Genomic DNA, 12,905 nt, shown 5'->3' on the forward strand with positions numbered 1-12,905 from the left:
CGATCCACGGGTGGCCGGTATCCACTCAATGAAAAATCTGCTGGGTCAATCGCTTGAACTCGTGCGCAGTAGGCGTCTTAGATAAGTCGCGGCCTTCAACGGGATGAGCCCTACGCGCTGTGACGAGTGGTCACAGATGGTGTGAATTTCTGAGTATTCTCCTGTGCGAGAGCATCACCTACTCTCACTCAGCGATTGAAATCCTGGCTCGCTCGCCAGTCACACGTTGAGAGAAATTATAATGAATACGCCCGTTAAACCTGATGAACTTGCCATTCCTTATGCTTTGCCGCAGGTGCCTTTCATGTCTCCAGACATGGTGCATCCAGGCGTTATGACCACTTGGCTCGAAGACGATAATCTCTGGGTGCCTGTCACCAAGTCAGTATCTTTCAAACCACTACTGCTGAGCGTTAGCGGTGGGTACTACATCAACTTGCTTCGAGTGCGGCAGAGCGGGGTTTTGTCACGTCACCGCCACTCAGGTGCAGTGCATGCGATCGTGTTGAAGGGGCGTTGGTACTACCTCGAACACGATTGGGTTGCTGATGAAGGCTCCTTTGCGTTCGAGCCGCCAGGGGAGACTCACACCCTGTTCGTCCCTGAAGATGTCGAAGAAATGATTACTTGGTTCCACGTTCAGGGTGGCTACACTTACGTCGACCCGCAGGGTGTCGCGGTTGGCTATGAAGACGTTTTCACCAAGCTGGAAGCTGCCCGCAGCCATTACAAAAATTTGGGCTTGCCGGACGATTATATCGAGCAGTTCATTCGCTGATTCTGGTTCAAAAAAAACGCGCTACGGCGCGTTTTTTGTGTAGATAAACAGGTAGATTCAGTCGCGTAAGGAGCGTACCGAAATGGATCAATACTCTCAAATGCTAGCCTTCATCTGGTCAACAGAGTGCGGAAGTTTTTCTGCTGCCGCCAGGGCGCATGAGATGACTCCGTCGGCCATCAGTAAATTGATAGCGCGGCTGGAGGATCGGCTTCGGGTTCGACTTTTCCAGAGGGGTTCCCGAGTCCTCACCCTTACGGAGGAGGGGGCTGCTTATCTGCGCAGTGCGAAAGCTGTGGTTGAGGCGATGAGTGAAGCTGACTCTCTGGCAGAAGGGCTTCCTTCAAGGGTCAGTGGCACGCTTCGCATCCACACGATGACCTCTTTTGCGAAGCAGCAGATCGTGCCTTGGTTGCCGGAATTCCTCGACACTTATCCGGGTCTTGATGTCGAGATTCAGTTAGGCGCTCAGTTCATTGACCAGTTCGAGCAGGGATTGGACATAGCCATCCATAGCGGGATTCTTCCGAGCTCTTCCAGAATTGCAAAGAAGATAGGCGAATGTGAATGGTTGCTGTGTGCTTCACCTGACTATTTGGAAAAGTATGGAACACCGCAGCAGCCACAAGACCTGATGAATCATCGATGCTTTAACTTCAGTTTTGCCAGCCCTTGGAACAAATGGGCCTTTATCCAGGACGGTCTGGGTGTGACGACCCCTGTGAAGCCCCGAGGATCGTTTACCCAAGGCGAACTGCTGAGGGACATGGCCAAATCAGGCGCGGGTATAGTCCGCCTTGCAGATTTCCACATTGGAAAAGACATTCAGGACGGATCGCTGGTGCTCCTGCTTGACGAGTACAAAGCGGAGATCTTGGAGCCTATTTACCTGCTTTATTCAGACCGTAAGCATCTGAGTCCTCGCATCCGGGTGTTCATCGAGTTTTTTCAGGAAAAATGGATTGCTCACCCATGGAAAATCGTGAGACGACTGCCCGGAGCGGTTTGATAGCCACTACGGCTCGGCGCCTACTTTCACTCTACCTCCGCGCAAGCGTGCAACTGTGGCTCCTGCACAAGGGAGCCAATACTCCACCGCTCTGATAATTTTCCCTCTTGCTCTGTGCCCAACAGAGCTCTCAAAAATTTGAGACCTGTTCCCCAGTAATTACTTAGCCAAATGCTTCGCTGGCACCTCTCCCATTTTGTGCCACTGACCTGTTCCTGGCGGTCACAGCAGGTGTGCTTTGCCAGCTATATTCAGCCCTGAAATTGAGCCATAACCTCTGTCCATGGTGAGCGGTACGACAAGTGCTGGATCATCTCGGATGTTGAGGCGTATGTGTGCGAAACACCGATCCTCAGCCGGAGAATAAAAATAAATACCCGGAGATATCCCCATGGGATTTGCTCAAGACAAAATCGAAGCATTACCTGCGGTCAATCGTGTGCCAAAAGGAGCAGGTGCAGCCTCATGGGGCGCGATGGCCCTTTTGTGGCTCGTGTATGCCATGGATGCCAACTCCCGCCAGATGTTCTTCATGGTATTGCCCTCGATCACCAGCGAGTTCAAGACAAGCGCTGAGCTGACTGGACTGCTTGCCGCTTTCATCACGATCGCGACCTCTTTGATAGCCGTGCCTTGCATGATTTGGGCTGATAAAGGCGGTCAGGGATGGATGCGAAAATACCGCCACCTGCCAATCGTGATTGCTTACACGCTATTCACCTTTCTGACCGGCCTCAATTTCTTGACCGGCTCCCTTGGAGTGCTGGTCGCGCTGCAAGTGATCTCTCACGCATTTGGGGGGGCTGGCGAAGCCATCGAAGTCACCTCCTTGTCTGAGTGGTGGTCGAAGGAGCGCCGTGGTTTCGCCCTAGGACTTCATCACACCGGATACCCTTGGGGCACATTGATCGGTGGCTTGGCGATCAGTGCTCTACTCCACGCTTACGGCCCGGAAAATTGGCGTTTGGCATTCCTGCTGTTCCCTGTGCCGATGATCATCATCTTTTCGGTCTACTGGTGGTTCAGTACGAAGAAGCGTTACGAATCCTTTGTTGAACACGCTCAAGCCGTGGGTGAGACCCCTCCATCAATGGAAGCTGTAAAGGGTGTGGTGGAGGTGCCCAAAGGCGCGTTCAAGTCTGCAATGAAAAATCCGAACATCTCAGCTATCGCTCTAATCTCGATGTTCGCAATCGTTGGCTACTTCGGCATCAGCTTCTGGTTACCCCAGTACCTGGCATTTGTTGCCCATTACAACTTCGCAGAGGCGGCTGCTTACTCGGTGCTCTTCACGATCACCGGTGGTATCGGCCAGATCGTTTGGGGATGGATCTCAGACCGTGCAGGCCGAAAACTTTGCCTAGTGCTTGTTTTCGCGTGGCTTGCGGTGGGCATGTACCTCTTCAAATACTCATCCGTCAGCCTGACTTGGCTTATCGCGATTCAGTTGTTTGCTGGGTTCGCAATGAACGCGCCCTACACGTTGGTCTATGCCATTGCGTTTGACTCTGCGAAGCAAGGCACGACTGGCCTGGCGGGCTCAATCGTCAACGTCGGTATTTACGCCGGTGGTTTTGGGCCATTCGTGATCGGGATGTTCATCGGCGCAGGTGGTGGCTTTGAGCAGTCTGCGGGCTACAACTACGCGCTCTACTTTATTTCCGGCCTCATGGTACTGGCAGCCATCATTACCATTTTCTTCACCCGTGAAACTACCGGCTGGTTTCTTAAGTACGACAAAGCGCTGGTATCGAAGTCCTCTTGCAATATGGGTTTGTAACGAACCGATCGTACCTGCATTTACAAGAAAATCCCTTGGGGATAGCTAAGCTAGGAGAAAGTCATGACCCTTATTAATGATGCCAAATGGTTGGGCCAGTTCGCCGACGAGTTAAACGGTGATGCTGATTGGACTGCCGCTGCTCGCTATTTTGATGGGCGCATTCAATTCAAGCACAGCACCGGTTTCTCAACGCTTGCGGTTCTCGCCGGTAAAGTCGTTGCGGTTTACCCGGAAGGAAGCCCGTTGGGCGCTGACATCATCGTGTCTGGTGCTGATGATGAGTGGCAGCGCGTTCTTGACGGAAAGATCGACTGGTTTGAAGCGTTGTCCCCTGGATTGGGAAAACTTGAGCTTGAGGGCAACGTGGTCGCTGCATGGCAGTACGTAGATGTGATGGCTCGCGCGTTCGACGCAATGAAGCGTGTAGGGAAAACCGATACAAACCCTCCGCTCTCCTATTCTCCCGGGCCGAAGCCGTCGGGCAAAGAGACGGTAGGACGGTACATCACCGTGGATGGGATTCGCGTTTACTACGAAGAAGCAGGGGAGGGACGTCCACTCGTTTGCTTCCACGCGGCATCACAAGATTCTCTAATGTACAGGCACGTACTGGACGGTCTGTCAGATGAGTTCCGCGTCATTGCAATTGACGCTCCCGGGCACAGCAAATCAGAGCTACCCGAATCAGGCCCATTCCACAGCCTCACTCGCCATGCGGAGTTCAATGAGCACCTTATGGAGGCCTTGGGACTTGAGAAACCCGCCATCATGGGATGCTCGATGGGCGGCAATCTGGTGCTGGAATTGGGGGCACGTCGACCCGATGCGTACAGTGCAATCATCTCAGCCGAAGGGGCAGATTTCACCCCAACGGTTTCGGAGTTCTTCCTCGATATGTTGCTCATGAATGGGCCAGAGATCATCGGTGCCTGGTCTCGTTCGATGACGGGCAATCGCACTCCACCAGATCGTGCGAAGGAGGTGGTGTGGCAGATTTCGCGCACCACGCCGCAGGTGATGAAAGGTGACCTGACAGGTTATGCGAACTTTGATCAGCGGCAACAGGTTGGAAAGATCAAAGCGCCTGTTCTACTTCTGCGCGGTGACGCGGATTGGTTGGTGTACCAAGAGAAGGTTGAGGAAACAGCATCTCGCATTCCCGGCAGTAAGATCGCCGTGCTTGCAGGTACTGGCCACTATCCAATGACTGAAAACCCGCTGGAGTTCTGTGACACGGTACGCGCGTTCCTTCGTGAAGCGGGTCACGGCCACGCCGACTGAACGATGTGATTGAGGAGCCCGCTCGGCAAGCGGGCTTTTCTGCATTTATTGAACGCGAAGATTCGATCCCGAAAAGCCTATTCAATTCCCGCACAACAAACCTGAAGCGCGTCGAGCCACTGGGGCTCATGCCGTCTGAAGGTGCTCTCTCGACCTTCAAATTGCCTGCATAGCCGATCGTCTGACAATCGGAAATATTTCCTTGTGATCTGTGATCACAGTGGATAGCATCTGTCTCAGAGCGAGCATCTGTGCGTCAGCTTTGATCACCAACCGCTCAAACGATTACTCCTAAACATAAATACAAAATTTGGAGAACATCATGCGAACTACAGCTTCATCTGCGACCGAGCGTGGCCCCATTGCAATCGTTGGCGCGGGCTTGATTGGGCGAGCTTGGGCGATTGTTTTTGCTCGGGCAGGACATCCGGTGCGTTTGCACGACATGGATCTGCAGACAATGCAGAACAGCCATGCCTACATCGAAGCGAGACTTAATGAGCTCGCAGAATTCGATCTTCTTAATGACGCCCCTCTCACCGTACTGGCACGCATTACTTGCGTTCCCGACTTGGCTGATGCGCTACGTGACGTGGTGCTTGTACAGGAAAACGTTCGGGAAACGGTAGAGGCGAAAATCGACATCTTCAGTCGAATGGACGCGTTGGCGCCCAAGGACGCGATTCTTGCCAGTTCAACTTCATGGTTACCGGCCTCCGAGTTCACAAAAGATCTACCAGGTCGGGGGCGCTGCGTAGTTGCACACCCTACCAACCCGCCTTACTTAGTTCCTCTTGTAGAGCTATGCCCTGCGCCGTGGACAGAATCTGAGGTGATGGTTCGAGCGCATGAGATCTACACCGCAGCTGGGCAGAGCCCTGTCGTTCTATCCCGAGAGATCCATGGCTTCTTGTTGAACCGAGTTCAAGCCGCAGTCCTCAACGAATGCTTCAAATTGCATGAGGAAGGCTTTGCTAGCTCGGAGGACATTGATCGGGTGCTCAAGGATGGACTCGCCCTCCGCTGGTCATTTATGGGCCCCTTCGAAACCATCGATCTCAACGCCCCTGCCGGCGTATCTGACTATGCCAAACGCTACGGTCAGCAAAATCGCGAAACGATCAATTCCGAAAATGCTTTTGACTGGTCGGAATCAGCAGTCGCTCGAGTACATGACGAGCGCCGCCAAAAACTTGAACTCGAAGGAATTGCCTTGCGATCCGCTTGGCGTGACCGCCGCCTTATGGCTCTCGCTGCGCACAAGCGTCAAGCACCAAATTCCTGACGACATCACTCCATCCTGAACACCAAAATAAAAGTAACCAGGAGATCACCATGGCTCGTAAAGTCATCATCACTTGCGCGGTCACCGGCGCAATTCATACGCCTTCTATGTCCCGTTACCTGCCGGTAACACCAGGTCAAATTGCCGAAGCGGCGATTGGTGCTGCTGAGGCTGGTGCCTCAATTGTTCACCTACACGCTCGTAATCCAATTGATGGCAGCCCCTCTCAGGATCCGGAACTATTTAAGCAGTTTCTACCCGCTATCAAAGAGGCTAGCGATGTGGTGATCAACCTGACTACAGGTGGCGCACCGACAATGTCGCTTGAAGATCGACTTCGTCCAGCACATCAGTTCAAACCGGAAGTGGCCTCACTGAACATGGGCACGATGAACATGGGTCTTTACCCAATGCTCAATCGGTTTAAGGAGTTCAAACACGCTTGGGAGGAACCATACCTCGCCGGCAGCCATGACCGCATTTTCAAAAATACATTTACCGACATAGCCCACATCCTCGAGTCATGCAGTGAGAATGGTACCCGTTTTGAAATCGAATGCTATGACATTGGGCATCTCTACACCGCTGCACATTTCATTGATCGTGGCCTCATCAAACCCCCGTTTTTGATCCAATCGGTTTTCGGCATTTTGGGCGGTATCGGCGGGCACCCTGAGGACGTCCTGCATATGCGGCGCACAGCTGATCGTCTTTTCGGAGATGACTATCAGTGGTCGGTTCTTCCAGCAGGAAAGCAGCAGATGAGCATTGGTGCTCAATCAGCCACGCTTGGAGGACACGTGCGTGTGGGTCTTGAAGACTCGCTTTGGGACGGGCCGGGCCAATTGGCAAAAAGCAACGCCGATCAAGTCTCGCGTATGCGCAAAATTCTCGAAGGGCTTTCACTTGAAGTGGCGACACCTGCTGACGCGAGGGAAATCCTGAAGCTCAAAGGTGGCGATAACGTCAATTTCTAAACGCGGGTACTCATCCCCGTAAAGCCTATCTAGAGGATATTTTGATAACTAAAGGTCGCGGCACAACACTCGCGCCTTAGCAATTTATCCTCATGAGGAGAACATGAATCATGTTAGCTACGACCCATACAAAAACACAAAAGGGACAGTCGCTGAACGCTTTAATGTTTCGCAAATTGATGCCGATGTTAATTGTTGCTTACATTATAAGCTTTCTAGACAGAACTAACATTTCACTTGCCAAAACACACATGGCAGTAGACTTGAGTATTTCCGCTGCCGCCTACGGTTTCGGTGCAGGGCTCTTCTTCCTTACTTATGCACTCATGGAGGTACCTAGTAACCTGATCATGCATCGGGTAGGTGCCCGACTCTGGATCACCAGGATCATGATCACCTGGGGGTTGTTGTCTGCCGGTATGGCCTTCATTACCGATGAGACTACGTTTTACATTGCCCGCGCACTACTGGGCGCAGCTGAAGCCGGATTGTTCCCAGGTGTAATGCTCTATTTAACCTATTGGTTTGGTCGTGAGCAAAGGGCACGTGCCAGTGGCTATTTTCTAATCGGGGTCTGTCTCGCGAACATCATCAGCGGGCCGGTTGGCGGGCTGCTGTTAGAGATGGATGGAATCTGGGGTTGGCACGGCTGGCAGTGGCTGTTCTTCTTGGAGGGAATTCCAGCTGTTCTATTCTCCGTCGTGATTTGGCGAAAGCTTCCGGACGGCCCATCTACGGCAACTTGGCTATCAAAGGAACAAGCCACTGAAGTAGAGCAAGTTCTGAAAAAAGAACATGATGAAGAAATCGCCTCCGGCAATGTTGGTCATTCTTTTAAGGGTGTTCTTAAAATCCCTCAAATTTGGCTTGCTATCGCGGTGTACTTCCTCCACCAAGTTAGTGTTTATTCAGTAATTTTCTTCTTGCCCGGCATCATCGGCACGTATGGAGGCTTGTCATCGCTACAGATAGGATTGTTAAACTCAATCCCATGGATAGCAGCAGCACTCGGCGCAGCGTTTCTTCCAAAGTATGCAACTACTCCGAAAATCTCACGCAAAATAATGTTCGGTGGTCTGCTCCTGATGTCGGCTGGATTGACCCTCGCGGCCTATACCACTCCACTGATAGCACTAATAGGATTTACCCTTACGGCATCGATGTTTTTCGTTGTTCAGCCTGTGATATTTCTCTTCGCCAGCTCAAGGCTGGCGGGAGTAGGTATGGCGGCGGGTCTGGCGTTAGTGAATACCTTTGGTATTACTGGTGGCTTCTTCGGCCCTTCACTTCTTGGCTTCGTTGAGCAAACTACTGGGAGTACGAAGAATGGACTCATCATTGTAGCGGCTCTTTTAACGCTCGCCGCATTCCTGAGTTTGAAACTACGTCAGGCACAAGAAACGATTACTACAAAAACGCGGGACAACATTGTATTGTCCCAGGTTGCGCCGTGTATTACTGATAATGCGAGGACAAAATGAAGAGTACATCCCTGGTACTTAAACTACATCCCGACGACAACGTTGCAATCGCACGTGCTTCGATACCTCAAGGAACCGTGGTTACGGAGTTCGGTAATATCGTGGTGTTCGCCGATGTCCCCGCAGCGCACAAGATTGCCCTTGCACACGTAAACCCAGGTGATCCTGTTCTGCGTTACGGCCAGATTATTGGCTTTGCTACTAAATCCATTGAGCCAGGCGATTACGTGCATACGCACAATCTGGAGATGGCGACGTTCGAGCGAGACTACGCGTTCGGCGAGGATGCCAAAGTCGCGTCGCCTGCAGCCTCTCCTGTGACATTCCAAGGTTTCGTCCGCGCTGACGGGCGAGTAGCAACTCGAAACTACATTGGTGTAGTAAGCACGGTGAACTGCTCCTCCACTGTTACCAAAATGGTGGTTGAACACTTCTCGCGAAACGGTGTTCTGGATGCTTACCCAAACGTGGACGGTGTGGTGCCGATCACCCACAGCTTCGGTTGCTGCATAGAGCACAATGGCGAGGGGGTGAACCAACTGCGGCGCACGCTAGGCGGGTTCATCAAGCACGCCAACTTCGCTGGCGTGGTGGTCATCGGCCTTGGCTGTGAAGCCAACCAGATGGGCGCGCTGTTCATGGCCCAGGGCATCGAGACCGGCAAGCTTATCGCTCCTGTGGTCATCCAAGACGTTGGCGGAACCCGCAAGGCAGCGGATGCCGCCATTGCCGCTGTGGAATCGATGCTGCCGGTTGCCAACGAGTGCCGACGCGAGCCGGTCTCGGCGCGGCACCTGACCGTTGCGCTCCAGTGCGGCGGTTCAGACGGATATTCGGGCATCACGGCCAACCCCGCCCTCGGTGTGGCTGTCGATATGCTCGTAGCGCAAGGTGGAACGGCCATCCTTAGCGAAACGCCGGAGATCTACGGTGCTGAACACCTGCTAACTCGTCGCGCTGCAACCCGTGAGGTCGGCCAGGGTATCGTAGACCTTATCAAATGGTGGGAAAGCTACGCAGACCGCGAAAAAGGCAGTATCGATAACAACCCCACGCCTGGTAACAAGGCCGGCGGTCTGACGACCATTCTTGAAAAGTCTCTAGGCGCAGTTGCCAAAAGTGGTTCGTCAGCACTCATGGGCGTTTATCGTTACGCCGAGCCCATTACAGTCCGAGGCTTGGTGTTCATGGATGCGCCTGGCTATGATCCTATGGGTGCCACTGGCCAAATCGCCAGCGGCGCAAATCTCGTTGCGTTCACCACCGGACGCGGCTCGTGCTTTGGCGCCAAACCTGCTCCTTCGATCAAGCTTGCGACGAATACCAAAATGTACACTCGCATGAAGGATGATATGGACATCAACTGCGGGGATGTCATGGATGGTGATGCCACCCTTGAATCGAAGGGTAAAGAGATTTTCGACATGCTCATACGCGTGGCTTCTGGGGAAAAATCTAAAAGCGAGGCGTTGGGCGTCGGCAATGAAGAAACAGTGCCTTGGATGATCGGCGCTCAGATGTAATAAGCGAGCAAAAAAAGAGGCGCCCTGATACCAGAGCGCCTCTTTTAAAACATGTTGGTGGAATTAATCAGCTTCTACAGGTTTGTGCGCATCGGCAACGATCAGCGCCCCTGTATTCAGGATAAACTCGGCAGCACTTTTGATGTCATCTTGCAGTGATTCACGGGCGGCAACGGAGTCCCCCTTCTTTAAAGCATCCACCATCGCTGCGTGATGGCTGGCTTGCACTCGCTGAACCACACGCTCAGTGCCAGATCGTAGGTCATAGTTGATGATAGGCCCTATTCTCAGCCACAGGGACTCAACTATCTGTAGCAGGATGGGCATGTCCGCCTGATTATAAATTGCGAAATGCAATTCTTTGTTTAGGGTGATCAGTCGTGACTCATCGGGAGCGCCTTTAGCAAACTCCGCGCAAAATGCCTCGTGTATCTTTTCTATCTCAGCCAGTGCCTGCGAATCAACAAGCTCCGCAGCCCGAGCCGCAGCTTGGCCCTCAAGATTCAACCGGATACTGGTGATTTCCCGGAACTGGCTGATAGTCAGCACAGGAACGCGAATATATCGATTTGCCGCCATCTCAAGCGCTTGCTCAGCGACCAACCTGTGAACCGCTTCTCGCACTGGCATGACGCTAACACCTAGAGCGTCCGCTATAGATCTGAGCGAGAGCTTTTCCCCTGGCATAACGCGTCCGCTTATCAGCAGGTCACGCAGTTGGGTATAAACGTCCGCGCTGAGCGTCTGGCGGATCATGGGCGTTACGAGTGTGGATAGGTTCATGATGAGAATTATAGGCAGGTTCGATCAGCCGGCATAGGAAAATGAGACCTCTGTGATCATGGATGTGCTGCTATCGAATTGACAGAATTGGGGAGGACGAGCTCTCTAGCACACGCACAGCAAACGTCTCGCTACCAAGGTCGGTGGCGAGACGTAGGCCTGACTGATCAAAGATACTCAACATTACCGTCGATGCTGATCGCTTGTCCTGTCACATTGTTACCAGCAGGAGAGCATAGAAATAAGGCCATTGCGGCCACGTCTTCGGGTGGAGTCATCCGGCGCAATGAGATTTTCTTCAAAATTTGTTGGCGCATCTCCGGCTCGGTAATGCCTAACTGTTTGGCGCGGTCACTGATCACGCGATCCTGGCGAGGGCCCTCGACGATGCCGGGCAGCAGTGCGTTGACTCGAATGTCTTTTTCGCCCAACTCGGCTGCCAATGACTTCATAAGACCTACGATGGCCCACTTGGTCGCTGCGTATGGAGTTCGCCAAGCGTAACCTAAGCGACCCGCGACGGATGAAATATGAATGATGTGTGCGTGTTCTGACTTTGTCAGGAGGGGGACAGCATTATGAGCGAAACGATACTGCGCATTGAGATTGATGTCTATTGTCTGTTCCCATTCGGCATCGCTAATTTTGTCGATTCCGCCGGTCGGCCCTGCTATGCCTGCATTGTTGATAAGGACATCAAGTCCATCCACCCACTCCTGTTGTATCTCGAAAACTCGCTTGATCTGGGCAGTGTCGGAGACGTCAGCTAATGTGGCCAAAGCCTCAGGGTGGCGCTCACGAAACTGTACGATCGCCTGCTCGCTTACATCACAGACATGGACTCTTGCCCCAATTTCGAGATATGCAGCCGCGATCGATTCTCCAATACCTGCTGCACCACCAGAAATCAAAACCCTCAACCCGCTATAGGGTGTCAGCCGCTTCATCACGTTCATAGCTAAATGCACCTGTCTTATTTTTGTTTATGAATTCTTCCTCGGCTACGGCCTGCATAGCCAAGAAACGCTTTATACGTGATATGTGATCACAGCTGGCTTGTCAAGATAGGAATGCCGCAGGTTTTCAGTTGATTACTGGCGTGGGTGCTTACTCCTGCTCCGGTTCAGCATTCCTACCTGCGTCCCGTAGTCCATTTCTGAATCGCCCTTTCCACGCCCTTGAGCCATTGCGATGGAAAACTGAGCTCCCTAGTCTCGCTGGGCCGCTGCAACAAATAGCGGGCGGGTCTGCAAGCCCGAACTGGCCTCAACTGCTGTTGTTTTTTCCAACGGTGGTTGCGTGCGGGTGGTCTTCGGGCCATGCGGGTGTTCGCACACGGCATATCGACCTGGAAGACATCGGCCTGCACGACAACGGCCGGTTCGTCGACCTGCAGGGCCAGCCCATCCAGCGCCTGTTCAAGCTGCATGCCTGGGAGCATATCTTCCATGAGGACTTCGGCCAGGCGATCACCGGCTGCGACACGCAGTTCGTCGAGCCGCCGTGGAAGGCACTGATCTCCAACAAAGGCATCCTGCCGTTGTTGTGGGAGTGGTTCGAGGCGCATCCGAACCTGCTGCCGGCCTTCGTCGACGACAACCCGCAGGCACCGGTGCCCAAAGGCTGGGTGCGCAAGCCGTACTTCTCCCGTGAGGGCGCCAACGTGGATATCCGCACCGAGGATGGCCGGCGGGTTTTGAAGACGGGCCCTATGGCGATGCGCCCTATATTCTGCAGACTTTTGCACCTTTGCCGAAGTTCGTTGACAGTTACACGCTGATTGGTTCATGGGTGATTGGCGACAAGGCCTCGGGGCTTGGCATTCGTGAAGATGATTCGCTGATCACCAAGGACAGTTCGCGCTTCTTGCCGCATGTGGTACTGGGCTGACCGGCCCTCTGGTCGGTTTCAGGATGCGCCTGGTCGTTCGCGTGCATCCCTTCGGCGCCACAAGTGCCATGCTTGTGGAATGCCCCTGAGCCCAGTGCGCGCAGACGCACGGCCA

The 12,905-nt window shown here is 53.2% G+C and carries 10 protein-coding genes and 1 pseudogene; 9 read left to right on the forward strand and 2 right to left on the reverse strand.

Going from position 1 to position 12,905, the window contains the following annotated elements; all coding sequences use genetic code 11:
- The first annotated feature begins 241 nt into the window (after nt 1-241).
- From JET17_RS08645 to JET17_RS08680, 8 genes are all read left to right on the forward strand, one after another.
- Nucleotides 242-778: a 2,4'-dihydroxyacetophenone dioxygenase family protein gene (locus JET17_RS08645; protein WP_007913179.1), complete on the forward strand. Its 537-nt coding sequence runs from the start codon at nt 242-244 to the stop codon at nt 776-778.
- An 82-nt stretch (nt 779-860) separates the two neighbouring features.
- Nucleotides 861-1,787 (forward strand): LysR family transcriptional regulator, encoded by a 927-nt coding sequence (locus JET17_RS08650; protein WP_012313601.1) that lies wholly within the window; start codon nt 861-863, stop codon nt 1,785-1,787.
- Nucleotides 1,788-2,178: 391 nt separating this feature from the next.
- Nucleotides 2,179-3,567 carry an MFS transporter gene (locus JET17_RS08655; RefSeq protein WP_012313602.1) on the forward strand — a complete coding sequence of 463 codons (1,389 nt, stop codon included), beginning with the start codon at nt 2,179-2,181 and terminating at the stop codon, nt 3,565-3,567.
- A 63-nt stretch (nt 3,568-3,630) separates the two neighbouring features.
- Entirely contained in the window at nt 3,631-4,851 is a 1,221-nt protein-coding gene (locus JET17_RS08660; protein ID WP_033698809.1) for an alpha/beta fold hydrolase, read from the forward strand.
- Between the two features lie 322 nt (nt 4,852-5,173).
- The gene (locus JET17_RS08665; protein ID WP_012313604.1) at nt 5,174-6,136 is read left to right on the forward strand and encodes a 3-hydroxyacyl-CoA dehydrogenase; all 963 of its coding nucleotides are present in this window, start codon (nt 5,174-5,176) and stop codon (nt 6,134-6,136) included.
- Between the two features lie 50 nt (nt 6,137-6,186).
- On the forward strand, nt 6,187-7,113 hold the full coding sequence (locus JET17_RS08670; RefSeq protein ID WP_007913166.1) for a 3-keto-5-aminohexanoate cleavage protein: 927 nt from the start codon (nt 6,187-6,189) through the stop codon (nt 7,111-7,113).
- Between the two features lie 110 nt (nt 7,114-7,223).
- A complete protein-coding gene (locus JET17_RS08675) occupies nt 7,224-8,594 on the forward strand; it encodes an MFS transporter (protein WP_012313605.1) in 1,371 nt (456 codons plus the stop codon).
- A complete protein-coding gene (locus JET17_RS08680) occupies nt 8,591-10,117 on the forward strand; it encodes a UxaA family hydrolase (protein ID WP_012313606.1) in 1,527 nt (508 codons plus the stop codon). Before JET17_RS08675 ends, JET17_RS08680 begins: the two co-directional genes overlap by 4 nt.
- Nucleotides 10,118-10,180: 63 nt before the next feature.
- Here the strand turns inward: JET17_RS08680 and JET17_RS08685 are convergent, their stop codons facing one another.
- Both JET17_RS08685 and JET17_RS08690 read right to left on the reverse strand, forming a co-directional pair.
- The gene (locus tag JET17_RS08685) at nt 10,181-10,873 is read right to left on the reverse strand and encodes a GntR family transcriptional regulator (protein ID WP_198823191.1); all 693 of its coding nucleotides are present in this window, start codon (nt 10,871-10,873) and stop codon (nt 10,181-10,183) included.
- Between the two features lie 194 nt (nt 10,874-11,067).
- Nucleotides 11,068-11,856, reverse strand: coding sequence for an SDR family oxidoreductase (locus tag JET17_RS08690; RefSeq protein WP_012313608.1), 789 nt, complete (start codon nt 11,854-11,856; stop codon nt 11,068-11,070).
- Between the two features lie 368 nt (nt 11,857-12,224).
- Between JET17_RS08690 and JET17_RS08695 the strand changes: the two are divergent.
- A pseudogene (locus tag JET17_RS08695) lies at nt 12,225-12,790 on the forward strand (glutathionylspermidine synthase family protein); the annotation flags it as partial.
- Nucleotides 12,791-12,905 lie beyond the last annotated feature (115 nt).

The organism is Pseudomonas putida (assembly GCF_016406145.1).
GTDB lineage: Bacteria > Pseudomonadota > Gammaproteobacteria > Pseudomonadales > Pseudomonadaceae > Aquipseudomonas > Aquipseudomonas putida_E.